Below are 18,906 nucleotides of genomic sequence, written 5' to 3'. Positions count from 1 at the left end.
CGATATCCCGCGCGTGTAACAGTGATATAGGGCCGCCCGAAATGATCCTCTACCCCGCCATCGACCTCAAAGACGGCCAGGCCGTGCGCCTGCTGCGCGGTGAAATGGACAAGGCCACCGTATTCAACGAGGACCCGGCGGCCCAAGCCCGCGCTTTTGTCGAGGCCGGGTGCGACTGGCTGCATCTGGTCGACCTGAACGGTGCCTTTGCCGGTGAGCCGGTCAATGCCGCCCCGGTCGAGGCCATTTTGAAGGCCTGCAACGTGCCCGCCCAACTGGGCGGCGGCATCCGCGACATGACCACGATTGAAACTTGGCTGGATAAAGGCCTGGCGCGGGTGATTCTGGGCACTGTCGCGGTCGAGAACCCAGATCTGGTGCGCGAGGCGGCCAAAGCCTTTCCCCGCAAGGTCGCCGTGGGCATTGACGCCCGCAACGGCATGGTGGCCACCAAGGGTTGGGCCGAGGAAACCAACGTGCAGGTCACCGATCTGGCGCGCAGTTTCGAGGACGCAGGCGTTGCAGCGATCATTTACACCGACATCAATCGCGATGGCGCGATGCAGGGTCCGAATATCGAGGCGACAGCGGCACTGGCCCGCGCCGTTTCGATCCCGGTGATCGCATCGGGCGGGGTCAGCTCGCTGGACGACCTGATCGCATTGCGTGACTGCGGCGTTGATCTGAACGGTGCGATTTCAGGCCGGGCGCTGTATGATGGCGCGATTGATCTGAAAGAGGCACTGACCGTCCTGAAGGGACATGAGTCGCACGCTTAGTGACTGGGCGACTTCCTACTTCATTTTCCAGCGGTTCTTCATAGGCTGACCATCTTTGTAGACTTGAAACTCTTTGTCGCCGGTTTGGACGACTTGCCAGCAAGAAGAGTAGTTTTCCGATTCTTCGCACCACAGATCGTCCTGAACGAACCACGTGGCCTCGTATGTGTCTCCGCCATGGTTTCCAGCAATCTTACCCTTTTTCCGCCCTTTGCCGTAGGCTTGGGCCCATGGCGTTTTGCCGTCGGCATTCGAAATGCCGTATAGGGTTGAGCCCGGAAAGGTCGCCAGTAGTTCTTTCTTCGTCATGAATTCCTGCGCGTGGGCGAAACCAACAGTGAGGCAGGTCACAGCAGCGGCAATGCAAAACGATTTCAATGAGATCATCATCAATCTTCCCTCCAAAAACCTAATAAAACAGGCCGAGAATAGCATAAACGCGCTGTTTCAGCAAAAGAGGGGAGATGGATAAGGAGCCTGCCCAAATTGGGCAGGCAAAGGCATTGGCTATTGCGCCGCCGCTGCAGTCAGCTTGGCGAGTGCGCCGCGCATTTTCTCGATCACCGGGGATTTTTCGACCGCGTCGAGCTCATCCATGGTTTCCTTGGGATCTTCATAGGCCAGCCAGACCTGACCGTTTTCATCCTCATAAGCCTGCACCTTGAGCGGCAGAAACAGCCCCGCGCGCGGGTCGATCTGCATGGCGGGTGTACCCAGCGCCGGGTTGCCAAAGATCAGAACCTGATTGGCCGGGATCGGCGTGCCAACCTTTTCCGCCCCTGCCGCGTGATCGATACGGGCAAAAACGGTTGCGCCCGCATTTCCAACCGCAGCTTCAAGCGCATCCAGCGCCTCGGGCACGGATTTGTCCGTGTTAACTTTGATAATGTCGTCTGCCATCGCTGCGACAGCTCCTCCAAAAATGAAAGTGGTTGCCAAAAAGAGTTTACGCATCTCATTGATCTCCTGATGAATTTGGGGGCATTTTTCACGAGTTTGAGAGGACTGACAATCACAAGTCTGGCATCAGCGGTGCTTTGCCGGTAGAGGTGCGCCAACAAAGGACGGCGCATGCTGAAAACACGTATCATTCCCTGCCTTGATGTTGCTGATGGCCGTGTGGTCAAGGGCGTCAATTTCGTTGGCCTGCGTGATGCAGGCGATCCGGTGGAATCGGCCAAGGCGTATGATGCGGCCGGTGCGGACGAGATTTGTTTTCTGGACATCCACGCCACACATGAAAATCGCGGAACGATGTTTGACGTGGTTCGGCGCACCGCCGAACAGTGTTTTGTGCCGCTGACCGTAGGTGGTGGCGTGCGCACGAAGGAAGACGTACGGGCCCTGCTGTTGGCCGGGGCAGACAAGGTCAGTTTCAACTCTGCCGCAGTGGCGAATCCTGATGTGGTGGCCGAGGCTGCGGACCAGTTTGGCGGCCAATGCATCGTGTGCGCCATCGACGCCAAGACCGTCAGCCCGGGAAAATGGGAGATTTTTACCCATGGGGGTCGCAAGCCCACAGGTATCGATGCGGTTGAATTCGCCAAAACCGTGGTCGCCAAGGGTGCGGGCGAGATTCTGCTGACCTCGATGGATCGTGACGGAACCAAGGCCGGTTTCAATCTGCCGCTGACCCGCGCGATCTCGGACGCTGTCGATGTTCCGGTGATTGCCTCTGGCGGTGTTGGCACCTTGGACCATCTGGTCGAAGGCGTGACTGAAGGCCGTGCAAGTGCGGTTCTGGCGGCCTCGATCTTCCATTTCGGTGAGTATACGATCCGCGAGGCCAAAGAACACATGGCCGCAGCTGGCATTCCGATGAGGTTGGCATGAGCATTCTGCACGATCTGGCCGCAACAATTGAGGCGCGCAAGGACGCTGATCCCGAGTCCAGCTGGACCGCAAAGCTGCTGTCCAAAGGCCCCGAGAAATGCGCCGAGAAATTCGGAGAAGAGGCAGTCGAGGCCATCATCGAAGCCGTCAAAGGGGATCAGCTAAAGCTGACAGCCGAGGCCGCAGATGTGTTGTATCACCTGCTTGTCATGCTGGCGGCGCGTGATGTGCCATTGGACGCGGTTCTTGAGGAACTAGCACGCCGCCAGGGCATCAGTGGCGTTGCAGAAAAAGCTGCGCGCCCACAACGCTGAAAATCCGGCATTGTTCACCGCGACGCACGGAATATAGTCGATCCCTAAAGCGCCACGGCGCAGGGCATGAAGGATCAAATCCGTGTTCAGACCTTTTACGCTTGTGCTGACGCTGCTGTGTGCCCTGCTGCTGGCAGGTTGCGCCACTCCGCCGCCATCGGATGGGCAGGATGTGCAAAGACTGGCCGCCGAGATACGCAACCTCGGGCCCGATGTCGACCCGTCCGAGGCCGACCGAGCCGCCCGGATCGCTTATTCCTATACCGCGCAGTTGGCTCAGGCGTATCAGATTACCGACCCGCCACTAATCCACAACGCCAAGGTCAACAAGGGCCTGCGCCCGCGTGGGCTGTGCTGGCACTGGGCTGAGGATATCGAACGCCGTTTGCAGCAAGAAAACTTTCAAACGCTGACAATGCACCGCGCCATCGCCAATGCCGACAATCCGTTTCGAATCGATCACAGCACGGCCATTGTCAGCCGCAGGGGCGATTCAATGAATGATGGCGTGGTGCTGGACCCCTGGCGATATGGCGGAGTGCTGTTCTGGTCCCCGCTGGTCGAAGACACAAGATATGAGTGGGTCCCGCGCGAAGTGGTTCTGGAGAAACGACGCCAGGAACAAGTCACCCGATTGAAGCCGTATACCGGCGGTTAACGTTACAGCTTCGAAGAAATGATGCCCGTGCTGAACCCGCCCATGCGCAGTTCACCAAACAAGCGCTGATATTCGATCTTGGGGCATCGGTTCATCACCACCTCAACACCGCGCGCCCGCGCTTTGGCCGCAGCTTCGGCGTGTTCAACACCGATCTGCATCCAGATCGTGCGCAGCGATGGGAATGCATCCAAGGCTTCATCCACAATCGGAGGAACGGCCTCGGACCTGCGGAATACGTCCACCATATCAACCGGTTTCGTAATCTCCGACAAGCTGGCGCGCACCGTCTGGCCGAACAGCTCTTTGCCAACATGTCCTGGATTGACCGGGATCACCGTGTACCCTTTCAACGACAGATATCGCGCCACGTAGTAGCTGGGTCGCACCGGATTCATCGAAACGCCGACGACCGCAATAACCTTGGTGCGTTGCAGAATGGTTTTCAGGACATTGTCGGAATACTCAGGCATGGGCCCCATCCTAATCAGAGCCCCAAAAAGAAAAAAGCGCCCAAGAAACCTTGGGCGCAAGTTTTGGAACGAGGGACAGTGAAATGACCCGCGGCAGTTCCATTCCGCGGTCACTGTGACATTTAGGCATGATTTACCCAAAAAAAAGAGGGGGCACTCATTTTTGTGATGACTTTTCACAAATAGCCGAGATTCACCTACTCGTGGTACAGGACAACGGGCCAGTTTTCCTCGGCCATAGCGATGTAACCAACCTGATCCTGACGCCAGATCTGCTCGACTTCCGGAGAATGTGTCAGATACAGCCGACCTTCAACGACCTGCCAGGCCGAAGGGTCTGTACTTTTGAGAACACCGTAAGCCATCGCATAAGAGCAATAGCCCCCGAACTGGGGCGCAAAAGCGCGCGGGTTGCTCTCAAACAGTTCTCGATTCTTCTGGGATGCAAAATACCATTCCACCCCTTTCCACATAACGGCAATCTCGGGCTGACCCTGCGTGGGTACAGTGCCCTCAAAATACGACACGGGATCATAACCCGCCATCGCAGCCCCGTCGGTTGCGTAAAAAACGGGCATGTCCTGCGCGGAGGCGGCAGGGGCCAAAGCAAAGGCGGTCAGTGCGCCTAAAAGAGAACGTCGGGTCAGCATCACGAACACAGAATCAAAAACAGAGACTATCAAACTGCAACTTTTCCGACCGGGAGAAACCCCCGTTGACGTGGTTGTGAACGCCTGTGTCACCTTCACGTCGGGTCAGTCGAAGATGTCTTCGATCACATCCCAGGCCTCATCCAGTACGCGAGAAAACATGGTTTTCTTCTTCTTTTTGCGTTTGGATTTATGCGACCCGGAATAGCTGGTATCCGCACGCGCAGTTTTGACCTTGGAAACCTTGCGCTTGGGCAGCATCTTGAGGTTATGCAACGGGGCACCGCAGCTGGAACAGCTCAGTTCATGCCGGTCTTTCCCCTTGAGGACCAGAGCAGCGCGCGTGCCGCAATAGCAGCAGGTGGCAATTTTGGACGGGCCGGAAATAACGCTCTCCTAATCTGTGTGCCGAGATGCATATAGGGCGATCGCGGCCGCATTTGAAACATTCAGCGATCCAAACCCACCGGCTGCGTCAATTTTCACCAGCTGATCCACGGTTTCCTTGGTCTTTTGCCGTAATCCGGGACCTTCGGCACCCAACACCAATGCCACGGGGCGGTCCTTCTGATCGCCAAGCACGGCCTCGATTGTGCCTTCGGCCTCGCCATCCAAGCCGAGCACCAGAAAGCCCATGTTCTGCAGCTCGACGATCGTATCTGCCAAGTTGCGCATCCGCAGATAAGGTTGACGTTCCAGTGCACCGCTGGCTGTTTTCGCCAATGCGCCTGTTTCGGGCGCCGAGTGATGGCGTGTGCCAATCACGGCACTGGCGCCCAGCACCTCGGCCGAGCGCAGAATCGCCCCCACGTTATGCGGATCAGTGACCCGGTCCAGCAGTAGGACACGCGGATGTTCGCGCCCAATGCAGTTCTCGGCCAGCCCGCCCCAATCCAGCGGTTTGACCTCGAGCGCTGCGCCTTGGTGAACGGACCCGGGATCGATGGGGGCCGTAAACTTGCGCGGATCAACCATCTCGGGCTCGATGCCTGCAAATTCAATGGCCTCGGCCAGTTTTGCCTGTGCGTTGCGGGTCACGATAAGGCGCAATTTCTCGCGTTCCGGGTTCATCAGCGCATCGCGTACGGCGTGCAAACCGAACAGCCAGACGGTCTCGGACGCGGCAGCTTTGCGCGCTTGTTCCTTTTCGACGACCCACTTGGGTTTCTTCATTTTATTGGCCTCCGGGCCGGGGAATAGGTTTCCTGCGCCAAAGCGGAATTTTCCTGTTGACGCTCCTTTGGTGCGCTAGTAATCACGCCTCCACGTCAGGTGCAACGCCTGACAGTGGGCGACAGGCCGCAAGGTGTGGCAGGGGACTGTAACTCCCTCGCGGAGACGCACGCCTGGTTCGATTCCAGGGTCGCCCACCATTTTCCAAAGATGTGTGATCAAGTGCAAGATGTCATTAATTTGGCAGGCAAGGCCATTCGTGGATCACCTGATTGCCCCGCACCGCAAGCACTGAACCGAACTGATTCAGCACCGCCTCGCTTTGACTGGGGCGGATCAGGGCGATGTCACCCGGACCGACTTGGGTCGAGGCTGGACCGGTCCAGACCTCTTGATTGCTGGACCGCCCAAAGATCGAAGAATACGCGAAACCGCTGGGGAATACTGGCTGACCCAGATAGTGCCCCCCGGATACCGCAATGTCCGTCTTGTTGCGGCGCGGCAGAAACTCGAGACCCGGCAAGAGGTTACTGGGAATTGCCTTGAGAATGGGTGTCGCCACAAAAGCTGCGGGTTGAAAATCCTGCGTCATGGCGTGGTCAAAATCTGATGGTTTGACGAGGACTGAGCCAAAGGCGACCTCGTTCGCCGTCCCGTCCGAGCTGTAGGATTGAAAGGTCAGGCTGCCGCCGGTGTTCAGGCAAAGCTGACCATCGGTATCTGGCAACGCGGCAACGGCTTGTCGGTAAATCTCGGCGCAAACCCGATTGGCGCGCGATCTGAGAAAGGTCGGCAACTTGGCCAGATGCGCCTCATACCCCATCACACCGCTGAGCCTTGCATAGGGATGCGTGGTTATCGCTTGTGCCACTTGATCCACCTGATCTGGCGTCAGCCCCCCACGGTGCAACCCGATATCCAGTTCAAGCGACAGGCGCAGAGGGGATTTGGTGTCTTCCGACAAGGTCAGATATTCATGCAGCCGTTCCGGTGTGTCGATCAGCCATTGCACCCGGTCGACAGCGTCCGAATGCGCCGCCAGCACACGGGCGGCGGACCTGACTGGCAGAGGCTTGCCAATCAGATGATCGGTCCCGGTTTCCACCCCGAGTAACTCGTGCAACATCGGCTCGGAAAATGTCATCAGGCCAGAGGTTGGGACCAGGCTGCGAATGTGATCCAGCAGCGGCAGGCACGGCAGAGATTTGGCCACGAGACGTCGGTGCAATCCGGTGTCCACCCCGGCTAATGCTGCCCTACAGTTCGCATCGAGCCGGTCAAGATCGATCACTGCAATTGGGTGGTCCACGCCGTGATGCCGAAGGGTTTCGGACAGCTGAGAGAGGTAGCGGTCGCTCATGGCAAAAACAGCCGGGCCAATGCAGGGGTCAGAAATTTCCCCGTCGGGTCCATCTGTTCACGCAATGCACAAAACCGGTCGAAATCGGGGTAGAGTTTGGACAGGTCCTTGTAACTTAGGCCATGCATCTTGCCCCAATGCGGCCGGCCACCCGCTTCGACAAACAGCGGCTCGAGCGCATCGAAAAAACGGCTGTGGTCTTCCCGTGCATCCGTGTGGATAGCGACCGAGATACGGGGGCCGCCCTGAAAGGGCGACAGGCAAGCGGTGTCACCAGCGGTCTGACGCACTTCGATCGGGAAGTAGATATCCTTGTGGTCCCGTTCGAGACGGAGAAAAACCTCGGCCAGAACATCGCCGGCCACTTCGGGTGGCAGGTGATACTCCATTTCTTTGAAACGAATATGGCGGTCACTGCACAGAACGCGCCAGCTTTCGCCGACATAGTCTTCGTCGGATTGCGCCAGTGTCAGCAGTTTCAGCAGCGCTGTGCGTAGGCCAGCGCTAAGGCCGCCCGCATTCCGCGCCAGCTTCAGCACTTTGACCGCGATCATATCCAGGTCCCGCGGAGCCTTGGATTCAGGCGCATCAGTCAGCGCGTGGCGCAGTTCGACCGTCTTGCCGGTGAACGGGATATAGAAGAACTCGAAATTCCGGTTCTCGGTCCAGTTTTGATGCATCGTGGCCAGACTGTCCTGCAGAGCGGACAGGCGCACCTGTCGGCGCAGATTATATTTAGGCACGACATTGATGCGGGCTTCGGCCAGCACCCCGAGCAGCCCCAACGTGACCTGCGCCATCTCCAGCGGGATGTCATCCGTGGTCAGAATGTCCCCCTGTGCCCCGACCAGCCGGGCCTCGGTGATCTCAGCCGCAAGGCAAGGCAGTTCCCGCCCGGTGCCATGGGTCGCGGTCGACACTGCCCCGGCCAGCGATTGCGCGTTGATGTCGCCAAGATTTCGGATGGCCAAGCCTTGAGCAGCGAGCGCCGGTGACAGATCGCGCAAGCGCGCGTTGGCATTGACCCAAATCTGCCCGTCCTCGGCAGCGCTAAGCATGGGCATTTGCAGCTCCGACAGATCCAGAATGCGCTCGGCCCCCGCAACAATTGGCGTGAACGAATGCCCTGCCCCAACGACACGAAGGCTTTGCGGACCCGAGACAGTGTTTTGCAGCGCCTCCAGTGTCGCAGGGCGCGTCAGTTCTGTGCTGGCGCTATGATTGCCTGCCCAATTGGTCCACATACACCTGTTCCTCCTGCCCCGAAAGATTACAGCCGAGGAGGCGCAGAACAAGTCAGCATATCAGGACGTTACGTAATGTAATCCGTCGGTCAGGCCGCTGCGGCGCGTTGGGCGGTCACGCGGTTGAACCAATCGGTGATGGCCTGAATATCCGAAGAGAGCTGTTCGGCTTCACCGCCAGTGAACTCAAGAAATTTTTCGCTGTTCAGGCCGTTCACGCCGACCAGAACCGGAATATCCTGCGCCAATGCCTCGGCGATGACAGGGCGAAAACCGCGCCCGTCGGCCTCGTGCTTGCCGAACTTGTTGATGATCAGCAGTTGCGGCGCGTCTTCCAGCGATGCGGTCACATATCCTACCGCCTGTTCCAGCGCTGCCGGGTCCAGACGACAGCCGCGTGACTGCGTGCCCAGCGATTGCGAAATGCGGATGGTTTCACCTGCGGGAAGCACCTGAACGTCCATGTCGCACTTGCTGCTGTCGGCGCAGTCGGTGTTGGTTTGCACCACGCCCGCCAATTGCGCGCCCGCGGCCTGCAGATGTTCTGCAACTGCGCTGAGCAAGCGATCAGTCGCGCCGCGATCCGTGGTTGTGACATAGGCCAGATACATCTGTAGACCCTCGTAGTATTAATTGTGACGTTTCAGATAGCACGCCGGACCCTGTCCGGCCACTCCTCGTGTTACGGAAGGGGTGAAAGACCGATCACAGGTGCGTGCAGGTGAAGAAGAACCGCATAGACGGCAATGGAAATCAACCACACCCAGAGGCGCGGCAAAGGGCGTGGCGCTCGCAGCGACAGGCGCGCGGTGTTGCGGGATAGCCGGGTCCACTCAGCCCCCAGCGTGCGTGCCTTTCGACGGTCGATCAATGCCATGCCCATCGCCGCAAATCCGGCGAACAACCCGAACAGGATCACATGCGCCAGACTGCCATTGGCCAGCAGATGCGCCACGGCCCACAGCATCATCGCCGCAAGAATTGGGTGGCGTGTGGTGCGCAGGATGCCCGGCTGGTCAGGATCAAAAGGGCGACGCCCTAGCCCGCCGAACGAAAACGGGTTCTCAATCGCCAAGCCCGCGACGGCCAGCCAGCAGACGATTGGCATGACCAGCAGGGGTATCCAGCGAAAGAGCGCAAAGGGCGGGATGACTTCGACATACGGGGCTTGGGCGGCTGCGATAACCAACCACGCCAGAACCAGCAGAGACAGCACGGAATAAGCTGCAAAATAGCCCGTCCGGCCCAGTGTCCCGATCAGCCAACCACGCACAGCAGGGCGCACGGGAATCGCGTGGCTGAGCAGAAAGGTAACGAGTGCTGCCAGGAATATGCCCCAACCGGTCATAGTAATCTCCGAACGTGTTATCGCCCGGTTTAGCCCCCGGCGACCGGCTGGTCTTTGTCCGAAATCAAGTGAGGCAAAGGGGCGGGAAAACCGCCCCTGCCCTGTTTACAGGCCCAGCGCCTTGCGCCGCTCTTCGGCAAAGCCCTGCACCATTCGGTCAGCAATCAGCGCCAGAATTGCCATTGCCGCACCGGCTGAAATACCAAGCCCCACATCCGCCTGACCCAACGCCAGATAGATCGACTGACCCAGTCCGGTGGTGCCAATCAGGGCCGCAATCACCAGCATGGCAAAGGCATACAGGATGGTCTGGTTCAACCCCAGCAGAATGGTGGGTGCCGCGTAAGGCGCACGCACATCGCGCATGATCTGCCACTCGGTCGCGCCGCTGGAGATTGCTGCCTCCATCATCTCGTCGGGTGTGTTGACCAGTCCGTGCCGCGTGTAGCGGATCATCGGGACGATTGCGTAGGCGCAGATCGCCAGAAAGGCCGAGAACTCGCCGATCTGGAACACCATAAGAACCGGGATAAGGAAGACGAACAGCGGGATGGTTTGTAGCATGTCACAGATCGGGCGCACGATCTTCCAGACCGGGCTCCAAACCGCGCTGGCCAGACCGATCAGGCCGCCAGCGACTGCGCAGGAAAACACCGCCGCGCCGCTGAGATAGAGCGACAGCAACGCACGATCCCACAGGCCCGAGACCAGAATGGTGCACAGCAGCACTACTGACAGTGTCGCCAACCGCCAGCCTCCAGCGACCCAGCCCAAAGCGGCCGCGCCAGTCAGAACGAAGGGCCATGGCAGGTTGGAAATGCCGGTTTCCAGCATTCCGATCAGGATCAGAGCCACCAGCCCCCCGGTCAGATGTCCGCGCCAAGCCATCAACAGTGCGATGACTGCGCCGGCAGCGAAGAGGCCAAAGCTCATGCTCGTTGTCCACTGGAAGCCCCAAGTAAATGGCAGCACCGCCTGATCCAGCCCAATCCGCAAGGGGAGCAGAACATAGAACAGCGAGTTGTTCTTGAGCGCATCCAACCATGGGCCGTTGTTCTGGGTAAAGGCCGTCAGGCCGCTATCCACCGCGTCGGCCATCGGGTCCAACAGCGTTAGGTCAGACGGGTTCGGCAGCCAAACCCAGAAGGCCGCCGTGAACAGAACGGCAAAGCCCAGTATCGCCCACACGGCCCGAGGGTCATAGCGCTTGCGTTCGGTGGCCAAGGTGCCGCTCATCCGGTCGATCACCACAGCAAAGACAACGATGACCAGACCAGCCATCAGCGACTCGCCAAATTGGGCCTTGCGCATGGTCAGCAAAACCTCCCAGCCGATGTCGTTGAACCCGCCGATGACGGCGGCGATGATCACCATCGACAGGGCAGCCATCAGGCATTGGTTCACGCCGACCATGATCTGCGTCGCGGCTGACGGTATTTCGACTTGAAACAATTGCTGAAACCGCGTGCCGCCGGACATGATGGCGGCCTCTTTGATCTCGGGTTCCACGCGTTCCAAGCCCAGCATCACGTTGCGCGCCATCGGCGGGGCCGCGTAGATGGCCGAGGCGATCAACCCAACGACCGGCCCAAAGCCAAACAGCAGCAACAAGGGAGTGAGATAGGCAAAGGTTGGCACGGTCTGCATGATATCCAACAAAGCCTGCACAGCGGACTTCACCCGAGGAACCTCATTGGCGAGGATGCCGATTGCGCCGCCTGCGATCAGCGCAACGGGAACCGAAACTGCGACCAGCGCCAGTGTATTCATGCTTTCCGCCCAATAGCCCGACGCCAAAACAAAGCTGAGGCCAAGGAAACCCAGCGCCGCCATGGGCAAGCCGCCCAGATACCAGCCCAGCGCAGTGACAAGGCCGATCAGGATCGGCCACGGCGTGTTGCCCAGCACATAGTTGGCCCCGTCCATCGGATAGGTCATCACGTCGGAAAACATCCGCATCGCCGGCTTGATAGCATTCAGGAACCAGTCCAAAAACGTTCCGACCCATTCAGTCGCAGGCAATTCCCATGCGATGGGCCATTTGACCAACCAGGGGGCGACACCTTCCAGAGCAAGACAGATTGCACCGACAATCACGGTTATCAACGCCGCTTGCGCCCCTACCGTCAGGCGGGCCACATGCTGCTGGGGCAGATCCGTGACGGCCGTCATGTCTCGTCCACCTGCAGCGCGGCGGCCAGATCCGAAGGATGTACCGTGCCGACAATTGCACCGCTTGCATCCCTTACAGGCACAGGCTCGTACAGTTCCATGCAATGCGCCAACGCCGCATCCAGCGTCATCGCGGTGGTCAGGCCGGGATCGTCCGGGCCGCGTTCGCCTTCGCCGTCACGCATGACCGAGGCCACCTTTGCATGTTGGCCTTTGGCGACGTCCTTGGAGAATTCGCGCACGTAGTTGTCCACCGGGCGCAGAACGATATCGGTCGGCGTACCAATCTGAACGATTTTACCGTCGCGCATGATGGCGATGCGATCCGCCAGCTTCAGCGCCTCGGCGATGTCGTGAGTGATGAAGACAATGGATTTCTTCAGCGTCGCCTGAATACGCAGGAATTCGTCCTGCAACTGGCGCCGGATCAATGGGTCGAGCGCCGAAAACGGCTCGTCGAGAAACCAGATGTCGGGATTTACAGCCAAGGACCGTGCGATCCCCACACGCTGGCGCTGGCCACCGGACAACTGGCGCGGGAAACTATCCTCACGGCCATCCAGACCCACCAGAGAAATCACTTCTTGCGCGCGGGCAAGCCGCTCTTTGCGGCTGACCCCCTGAACACGCAGCGGATAGGCAACGTTTTCGACGACCGTCATATGCGGGAACAGGCCAAAATGCTGGAACACCATGCCCAGTTTCTTGCGGCGCAGCTCAGTCAGGGCCTTCTTGGAGGCACCAACAACGTTCTCGCCATCGACGTGAATCTCTCCGCCCGTACCGGGCAACAGCTGCGAGATACAGCGGATCAATGTGGATTTGCCGGACCCGGACAGGCCCATGATGACGAACAACTCGCCTTCTTTGACCTCGAAATTGGCGTCCTGAACGGCGGGGATATAGCCCTTTTCGCGCAGATTGGCGGCGGCTTTGTCGGCGTCATTCCCTGACCGAGACAGCGCGTCGGTCAGGGCTTTGTCAGCGCCGGGGCCAAACACCTGCCAGAGATTCCGGCAGGCGATGGCTGGCGTAGCAGCTTCAGTCACTTAAGCGGGCTCACTTGGTTGCCGCGTCAACGACCGGACGCCATTTGTCTTCGTTCTCAGCCATCCAGGCTGCGACAACTTCTTCGACCTGACCGCCGTCAACGTCGATTGCACCCATCATCGGCTGCTGATCTTCGACCGCCAGCTGATAGTTGGTCAGAATCTCATAAGCGGCGGGCCATTTGTCTTCCATGCCGTTCCAGCCGGCTTTGAAAATGCGCGACGGCGAGAAATCACAATCGTTGATCGCGTTGGGGTTCGGGCCCCAGGCTGGATCGCTGAAGCAGGCCTCTTCACCCGCTGGCAGATCGACGAACTGTAAGTCATAGGCCGACATCGCCCAATGCGGCTGCCAGAAGGTGATCAGCAGCGGCGATTTACGTTCGGTAGAGGCGCGCAGTTCGGCGATCAGGGCTCCCTCCGATCCAGCCGGAACAGCTTTGAATGGCAATTCAAGTCCGGTCATGCGGTCAGCACCGGGTGTCCCCCAGTCCGCTGGGTAGTCGACCAGACGTCCGCCCGGTAGCGTTTCAGCCGTGGCAAAGACCTGCGCGCAGTCTTTCAGAGCTTCCCAAGCGGGCAATCCCGGGCACAACTCGGCCACGTGCGCGGGGTATGCGATGCCTTCCTTGGCATCCAGACCCAGATCGCCGATTTCGACCACGGTACCTTCATCAATCTTCTTGGCATATTCATCCGACACGTTGGAGGACCAGATTTCCAGCGTAGCGTCGATGTCGCCATCCGCCAGCGCCTGAAATTGATTCATCATGCCTGCGGTGACGTATTCAACGTTGTATCCTGCGGCTTTCAGCATCTCACCTGCCACATGCGTGGTCACGTGCTGGCCGGTCCATTCGTTGATCGCCAGCTTGATCGGCTCGTCCGTGGCGCCCATATCCGCCGCATGCGCCGACCCTGCGACCGCAAGAGCCAGAAGGCTCACACCCAGTTTTTTCATCTATTTTCTCCCTGTCATTTTTGTTTTGCCCACCCCGGCAGGCAGAGCCCGCCGGCAGATTTGTCTGATGACAATACCATGTCGCAACATGCACAAATTTGGCCGGACAAAGAAAGCGAACAGATGGCGACAACCGGAAAACCTGTACCCTGCCAACCTGTCATTTCCCCCCCGCGAGCGCGACTGATGCACCCACCCCAGCCGGTCTTTGATCCATGTTGTTCGACACGGAACGTTGACTGACGCGTCAATCACAAACTTTTTTACACCGTTTGTCGAGGATTTCTTTGAGAAATTTCCACAACTCCCGGCTGCAGCGAAGCTTTCGGCACCTTGTTGATGTACACAGACACAGTAAAATACCGCTTGCACACCCGGACCAAAACAAAAACGCGAACTGTGGAGGGAGAAGGAAATGCGTTCATTCGATGAGATCTTTGAAATTGCGGCCAACCGACACGGCGGGCCGGACGCGCTGAAGGCCAAGTTGAGCACACCCAAAAGTCCAGCCGAGCTTGCCGCGATGCCGGATGATCGTTGGCTGTCCACAATCACCAAATGCGTCTTTCAGGCTGGCTTTAACTGGAAAGTCATCGAAAACAAATGGGATGGGTTCGAGACGGCTTTTGACGGGTTTGATGTTGGTCGGTGCGCTTTCATAGACGACGAAAAATTCGACGCCCTGCTGCAAGACAAACGCATCGTGCGGAACGGGACAAAGATCGCCGCAGTTCGCGACAATGCGGCGTTTCTGTTGGAACTGCGCCAGGAAGGGGGCGCGGGGCAAGTTCTGGGCAGCTGGTCGTCTACCGACTTTGTCGGATTACTGGCGATGTTGGCCAAACGCGGCTCGCGTTTGGGTGGGGCGTCAGCGCAATTTGCCATGCGGTTTGCCGGGCGCGACAGTTTCATGTTGTCTCAGGATGTCACTGCGCGCCTGATTGCTGAAGGTGTTCTGGACAAGCCTGCAACGTCAAAGAAAGCGATGACCGCCGTTCAGGAGGCCTTCAACATCTGGATGGATCAATCCGGGCGGTCCCTGACGGAAATCAGCCGGGTTCTTGCGCTGAGCTTGTGAAAACAACTTGCGGAACAGGTGCAGCATACTAGGCTTGAACATATGGCAATCCGCACTTTGTTTTTGGTTCTTCTCCTGCTCGCGTCCTGCGGTCGTCCGCTGACAGAGCAAGAGCGCGACTTTGCCGGTGCGGTTCAGGGTAAATCCCTGAATCTGGATCGCGTGCGTCTGGTCGAGGGGGCTCCGGTCACTTCTGTGACCTATTTCCGCGAAGCACGTCCCCGTCTTGCTTGCCGCGAACGCATTCTGCCGCCGATCAAGGAAGGGGTTGTCAGTGGCAAGCCCGCCGCGATTGCCCTATTCAACAATGTCTACTTTGCCCGCGACTGGTATCTTGAAGACTATATGTCTGATTACCCAGATGCGATGAACCTGGTCGCCGCAATGCTATTGGCACATGAATTGACCCATGTCTGGCAGTGGCAAAACCGCAAGACCACCGGTTATCATCCGCTGCGTGCCGCCGCCGAGCATGGTGGGCGCAAAGACCCCTATCTGTTCGATTTGGAAACCTCGCCTGATTTTCTGTCATACGGATATGAACAACAGGGCGCGATTGTCGAAGAGTATGTGTGCTGCCGTGCCCTGGATCCGACAGCCGATCGCACCCAACGTCTGCATGACATGCTTGGAGCGCATTTTGACTTGGCGTCCCTGCCGCAAGAGAGCCGAGAGCGCGATGTGGTGATCCCGTGGAGCGGCGCCAAAGTTCAGGGCATCTGCCGCTGAGCTTCAGTTCTCTTGCAGTGTTTCCAGATAAGCGACCAGATCCACAATCGGCTGGCTTGTGAGGATGGGTTGGCCTTCGGGTGTTTTGATCGCCGTATCCTGTCCTTCGAAATAAGGGCCATACACCGGCATCGGGCTGCCGTGGCTGACCAATGGGTCACGTCCGTCGATCCGGGCGACCACGCGGGCCGTCGGGAAAACCCCGTCTCCGCCTGCCAGCGTTTTCAGATTTGTTGGCTGTATGATCAACACGCCCGCCATTGGACCATGGCCAGTGGCCTCTATTCCGTGACAGGTCGCGCAATAGTGCTGATACAGTTCAGCGCCGGTTTCCGTATCCTGTGCCCAAGTGGCCTGCGAAGCCGCTGCAACCAAAGCCATAGACACAACTTTGAGTTTCGACCTACTCATCGTATCCTCCTGTCAAGATTGACATTTGCAGGCTTGCCCGACCGCGCTGTTGGCGCAATGATCCAGATCAACGAAACCTATACAGAAGGTCCGGGCAATGACACAATATGCAGCCATCATGCTGGCCGCCGGAATTGGAGTTCCGATCCTTGCGGCACTGAATGCGGCCCTTGGCAAACTGATCGGATCACCGACCACAGCGGGTGTAATCCTGTTTGCCATCGCATTTGCGGCATCCGTCTTGGTGATGATGCTGTTTCCCGGCTTTGAGGCGCTATCCAAAGTTGCGCAGGCCCCAAAGCACTTGTTGCTCGCGGGCGTTCTGATCGCGTTCTACGTCTTGTCAATCACGCATGTTGCACCGCATTTCGGTGTTGGAAATGCGGTGTTCTTTGTCCTGCTTGGGCAGTTGATCAGTACGGCGGCAATAGATCATTACGGCCTTTTCGGCGCTCAGATCACGCCGCTGACATGGATGCGTGCGGGGGGCATTGCCGTGATGGCCGTCGGTGTGGCTATCACTCAACTGGCCTGAGCACCCCACCCTCTAGCCGCACCATCCGGTCCATCCGCGCCGCAAGCTCAAGATTGTGGGTTGCGATCAGCGCGGACAATCCTTCTTCGCGCACCAGTGACATCAGGGCATCGAACACCTGATCTGACGTATCCGGGTCCAGGTTTCCCGTCGGCTCATCGGCCAGAAGAATGCGCGGCGCATTGGCCAGCGCGCGACAAAACGCGACTCGCTGTTGCTCCCCCCCTGACAAGGCGGCAGGGCGATGGCTTGCGCGCGGGGCAACGCCCACACGATCCAGCAAGGACATCGCCCTGTCCTGCGCCGCTTTTTCGGATACGCCGTTGGCCAGTTGCGGCAGGGTTACATTTTCCAGCGCCGTGAATTCGGGCAGCAAGTGATGAAACTGATAGACGAAACCCACATCCTGCCGTCGCAACGCCGTGCGGGTTCGATCACCTTTTTTCGATACATCCTGCCCCGCGATCTCGACGGTTCCGGTATCCGGCATGTCCAGCAGGCCCGCAATGTGCAACAGGGTGGATTTACCCGCACCCGAGGGAGCGACCATCGCCACCGCTTCGCCTGCGCGCAGCTCAAGATCGACACCGCGCAGCACCTGCACCTCGCCCGGCGTGCCTTTCAGATAGGTCTTGGTCAGGCCGTTCAGGCGTATCGTCAGATCATTCATAGCGCAGCGCCTCAACCGGGTTCAGCCGCGCCGCGCGGCGGGCCGGAAAATAGGTGACGATAAAGGACAAGCCCAGCGACAACCCTACTGCCTTGAGTACATCGCTCAAACGGAGTTCAGCGGGCAAAGCATAGATGCCACGAATTGAAGGGTCCCAGACCCCGCCGCCCATCACGTAATTCACGAAGGAAAAAATGGGGTCGATATAGATGGCGAACAGGCATCCCAGCACCACACCCATCACTGTCCCGATGATGCCGGTGAAGGCGCCGCAAATGAAAAAGACCCGCAGCACGGACCCTTCGCTCAGGCCGATGGTACGCAGGATGCCAATGTCGCGCCCCTTGTTCTTGACCAGCATAATCAAGCCCGAAACGATGTTCATTGCCGCGATCAGGACAAGGATCGACAGGATGATGAACATCACGTTGTCCTCGACCTCCAATGCGCGCAGAAACCCACCTGACGCGTCCTGCCAGGTCCAGATCTGGCTGCGTTCGCCCGCGGCCTCAAGAATCGGGATCAAGATCGGGTTCAGGTTTTCGGGTTGTTCAACCATCACCTCGATCTCATCGGCCACCCCGTCGCGATTGAAAAAGCCTTGGGCTTGCGAAAACGGCATGTAGACGCGGGTGCGGTCGATATCAAAACGCCCGGCGGAAAACACGTAGACCACGCGATAGGAACTGACACGCGGAGAGGTCCCAAAGGCGGTTTTGACCCCATTGGGTGAGGTCAGCTTGACCGTATCCCCGACAGTCACCCCAATGCTACGCGCAACGCCCGAGCCGATGGCGATTACGTCTTCGCCCGTTTGGAACTGTGACAGATCGCCGATGGCCTGATCGCTTCGGGCGACGCCGGGCAGATCAAGCAAGTCGTCAGGGCGAATGCCAAAGACTTCGACCCCGCTGCTGCGGTCGCGGTTGGTGATCAGGACCTGGCCTTTGACCAAAGGGGCGGCGCGCTCGACACCCGGCACTTGCGCGATACTGGCGGCCCTGTCTTCGTAGTCGGACATGGTTCGAACCGGCCGTCCTTGCGCATCAATTTCTCCCGTTGAATAGACCGTGACATGCGCATTGGCGCCAAGGATAGTGCCCACGAATTCCGCCCGAAACCCAGAGCGTACGGCCAGCGTGGCAATCAGGGCAAAAACGGCCAAGGTGATCCCGATCAGCGAGATCCATGTCATCACGCTCACGCCGCCTTCGGCCCGACGGGCCCGCAGGTAGCGCCAGGCGATTTTCCATTCGAAAGGGGCAAATGGCGGGGGCGTTTTGGTCATGCCTGCTCCGGGGTTTGTGTTTTGGGGCGACCCTTTCGGCATTTCGCGAAATGGTCAACCCGGTTGTGGGTGCTTGCACTGCCATCGGCATTTCCACAGCCATGGAACCACGTCCGGCACCAGCAAAAGGCGAATCAATTCCGGTTTGCGTGAGGGGAATTCTGGTAAAAAGAGATAGGGA

The 18,906-nt window shown here is 58.7% G+C and carries 23 protein-coding genes and 1 tRNA gene; 8 read left to right on the top strand and 16 right to left on the bottom strand.

Going from position 1 to position 18,906, the window contains the following annotated elements:
* Positions 1-41: 41 nt before the first annotated feature.
* Positions 42-779 carry a 1-(5-phosphoribosyl)-5-[(5-phosphoribosylamino)methylideneamino]imidazole-4-carboxamide isomerase gene (gene hisA, locus HW561_RS01955; protein ID WP_176861539.1) on the top strand — a complete coding sequence of 246 codons (738 nt, stop codon included), beginning with the start codon at positions 42-44 and terminating at the stop codon, positions 777-779.
* A 15-nt stretch (positions 780-794) separates the two neighbouring features.
* Here the strand turns inward: hisA and HW561_RS01950 are convergent, their stop codons facing one another.
* Positions 795-1,088: a hypothetical protein gene (locus tag HW561_RS01950; RefSeq protein WP_176861538.1), complete on the bottom strand. Its 294-nt coding sequence runs from the start codon at positions 1,086-1,088 to the stop codon at positions 795-797.
* Between the two features lie 198 nt (positions 1,089-1,286).
* Positions 1,287-1,733 (bottom strand): DUF302 domain-containing protein, encoded by a 447-nt coding sequence (locus HW561_RS01945; protein WP_235962746.1) that lies wholly within the window; start codon positions 1,731-1,733, stop codon positions 1,287-1,289.
* A 117-nt stretch (positions 1,734-1,850) separates the two neighbouring features.
* Between HW561_RS01945 and hisF the strand changes: the two genes are divergently transcribed.
* From hisF to HW561_RS01930, 3 genes are all read left to right on the top strand, one after another.
* Positions 1,851-2,612 (top strand): imidazole glycerol phosphate synthase subunit HisF, encoded by a 762-nt coding sequence (hisF, locus tag HW561_RS01940; protein WP_176861537.1) that lies wholly within the window; start codon positions 1,851-1,853, stop codon positions 2,610-2,612.
* A complete protein-coding gene (locus tag HW561_RS01935; RefSeq protein WP_176861536.1) occupies positions 2,609-2,926 on the top strand; it encodes a phosphoribosyl-ATP diphosphatase in 318 nt (105 codons plus the stop codon). Before hisF ends, HW561_RS01935 begins: the two co-directional genes overlap by 4 nt.
* An 82-nt stretch (positions 2,927-3,008) precedes the next feature.
* Positions 3,009-3,584 (top strand): hypothetical protein, encoded by a 576-nt coding sequence (locus HW561_RS01930; RefSeq protein ID WP_328803226.1) that lies wholly within the window; start codon positions 3,009-3,011, stop codon positions 3,582-3,584.
* Between the two features lie 2 nt (positions 3,585-3,586).
* Here the strand turns inward: HW561_RS01930 and HW561_RS01925 are convergent, their stop codons facing one another.
* The 4 genes from HW561_RS01925 to rlmB form a co-directional block, all read right to left on the bottom strand.
* The gene (locus HW561_RS01925) at positions 3,587-4,057 is read right to left on the bottom strand and encodes a CoA-binding protein (RefSeq protein ID WP_176861535.1); all 471 of its coding nucleotides are present in this window, start codon (positions 4,055-4,057) and stop codon (positions 3,587-3,589) included.
* A 197-nt stretch (positions 4,058-4,254) separates the two neighbouring features.
* Positions 4,255-4,707, bottom strand: a complete 453-nt coding sequence (locus HW561_RS01920) for a YHS domain-containing (seleno)protein (RefSeq protein WP_176861534.1) — start codon at positions 4,705-4,707, stop codon at positions 4,255-4,257.
* A gap of 105 nt (positions 4,708-4,812) precedes the next feature.
* A complete protein-coding gene (locus HW561_RS24240) occupies positions 4,813-5,094 on the bottom strand; it encodes a hypothetical protein (RefSeq protein WP_176862234.1) in 282 nt (93 codons plus the stop codon).
* 9 nt (positions 5,095-5,103) lie between these two features.
* Positions 5,104-5,880 carry a 23S rRNA (guanosine(2251)-2'-O)-methyltransferase RlmB gene (gene rlmB, locus HW561_RS01910; RefSeq protein WP_176861533.1) on the bottom strand — a complete coding sequence of 259 codons (777 nt, stop codon included), beginning with the start codon at positions 5,878-5,880 and terminating at the stop codon, positions 5,104-5,106.
* A gap of 116 nt (positions 5,881-5,996) precedes the next feature.
* Here rlmB and HW561_RS01905 point away from each other — a divergent pair.
* Positions 5,997-6,080, top strand: a tRNA-Tyr gene (locus tag HW561_RS01905).
* A gap of 35 nt (positions 6,081-6,115) precedes the next feature.
* On the opposite strand, the gene HW561_RS01900 is transcribed toward HW561_RS01905, so the two are convergent.
* The 7 genes from HW561_RS01900 to HW561_RS01870 form a co-directional block, all read right to left on the bottom strand.
* The gene (locus HW561_RS01900) at positions 6,116-7,240 is read right to left on the bottom strand and encodes an alanine racemase (RefSeq protein ID WP_176861532.1); all 1,125 of its coding nucleotides are present in this window, start codon (positions 7,238-7,240) and stop codon (positions 6,116-6,118) included.
* Positions 7,237-8,484: a D-arabinono-1,4-lactone oxidase gene (locus HW561_RS01895; RefSeq protein ID WP_176861531.1), complete on the bottom strand. Its 1,248-nt coding sequence runs from the start codon at positions 8,482-8,484 to the stop codon at positions 7,237-7,239. Before HW561_RS01895 ends, HW561_RS01900 begins: the two co-directional genes overlap by 4 nt.
* 89 nt (positions 8,485-8,573) lie before the next feature.
* Positions 8,574-9,095 carry a DUF2478 domain-containing protein gene (locus tag HW561_RS01890; RefSeq protein ID WP_176861530.1) on the bottom strand — a complete coding sequence of 174 codons (522 nt, stop codon included), beginning with the start codon at positions 9,093-9,095 and terminating at the stop codon, positions 8,574-8,576.
* 71 nt (positions 9,096-9,166) lie between these two features.
* Complete coding sequence (locus HW561_RS01885) at positions 9,167-9,832, bottom strand: NnrU family protein (protein ID WP_176861529.1); 666 nt, start codon at positions 9,830-9,832, stop codon at positions 9,167-9,169.
* Positions 9,833-9,937: 105 nt separating this feature from the next.
* Positions 9,938-12,004 (bottom strand): ABC transporter permease, encoded by a 2,067-nt coding sequence (locus HW561_RS01880; RefSeq protein WP_176861528.1) that lies wholly within the window; start codon positions 12,002-12,004, stop codon positions 9,938-9,940.
* Positions 12,001-13,053: a quaternary amine ABC transporter ATP-binding protein gene (locus HW561_RS01875; RefSeq protein ID WP_176861527.1), complete on the bottom strand. Its 1,053-nt coding sequence runs from the start codon at positions 13,051-13,053 to the stop codon at positions 12,001-12,003. The genes HW561_RS01880 and HW561_RS01875 overlap by 4 nt, the downstream gene beginning before the upstream one ends.
* A 10-nt stretch (positions 13,054-13,063) precedes the next feature.
* Positions 13,064-14,014 carry an ABC transporter substrate-binding protein gene (locus tag HW561_RS01870; protein ID WP_176861526.1) on the bottom strand — a complete coding sequence of 317 codons (951 nt, stop codon included), beginning with the start codon at positions 14,012-14,014 and terminating at the stop codon, positions 13,064-13,066.
* Between the two features lie 415 nt (positions 14,015-14,429).
* Between HW561_RS01870 and HW561_RS01865 the strand changes: the two genes are divergently transcribed.
* Together HW561_RS01865 and HW561_RS01860 are read left to right on the top strand one after the other, a co-directional pair.
* A complete protein-coding gene (locus HW561_RS01865) occupies positions 14,430-15,092 on the top strand; it encodes a DNA-3-methyladenine glycosylase I (RefSeq protein ID WP_176861525.1) in 663 nt (220 codons plus the stop codon).
* 42 nt (positions 15,093-15,134) lie between these two features.
* Positions 15,135-15,821 (top strand): hypothetical protein, encoded by a 687-nt coding sequence (locus tag HW561_RS01860; RefSeq protein WP_176861524.1) that lies wholly within the window; start codon positions 15,135-15,137, stop codon positions 15,819-15,821.
* A 3-nt stretch (positions 15,822-15,824) separates the two neighbouring features.
* On the opposite strand, the gene HW561_RS01855 is transcribed toward HW561_RS01860, so the two are convergent.
* Positions 15,825-16,232, bottom strand: a complete 408-nt coding sequence (locus tag HW561_RS01855; RefSeq protein WP_176861523.1) for a c-type cytochrome — start codon at positions 16,230-16,232, stop codon at positions 15,825-15,827.
* 97 nt (positions 16,233-16,329) lie between these two features.
* Here HW561_RS01855 and HW561_RS01850 point away from each other — a divergent pair, with 97 nt between their 5' ends.
* Positions 16,330-16,767: a DMT family transporter gene (locus HW561_RS01850; protein ID WP_176861522.1), complete on the top strand. Its 438-nt coding sequence runs from the start codon at positions 16,330-16,332 to the stop codon at positions 16,765-16,767.
* On the opposite strand, the gene HW561_RS01845 is transcribed toward HW561_RS01850, so the two are convergent.
* Together HW561_RS01845 and HW561_RS01840 are read right to left on the bottom strand one after the other, a co-directional pair.
* On the bottom strand, positions 16,751-17,437 hold the full coding sequence (locus HW561_RS01845; RefSeq protein WP_176861521.1) for an ABC transporter ATP-binding protein: 687 nt from the start codon (positions 17,435-17,437) through the stop codon (positions 16,751-16,753). The two genes, HW561_RS01850 and HW561_RS01845, sit on opposite strands and share 17 nt — an antisense overlap.
* Positions 17,430-18,725 carry a lipoprotein-releasing ABC transporter permease subunit gene (locus HW561_RS01840; protein ID WP_176861520.1) on the bottom strand — a complete coding sequence of 432 codons (1,296 nt, stop codon included), beginning with the start codon at positions 18,723-18,725 and terminating at the stop codon, positions 17,430-17,432. Before HW561_RS01840 ends, HW561_RS01845 begins: the two co-directional genes overlap by 8 nt.
* Positions 18,726-18,906: the final 181 nt, after the last annotated feature.

The organism is Ruegeria haliotis (assembly GCF_013377785.1).
GTDB classification, from domain to species: Bacteria; Pseudomonadota; Alphaproteobacteria; order Rhodobacterales; family Rhodobacteraceae; genus Ruegeria; species Ruegeria haliotis.
The sequence above is the reverse complement of the archived record's forward strand: the minus strand, read 5'-3'. Positions and strand labels throughout refer to the sequence as shown.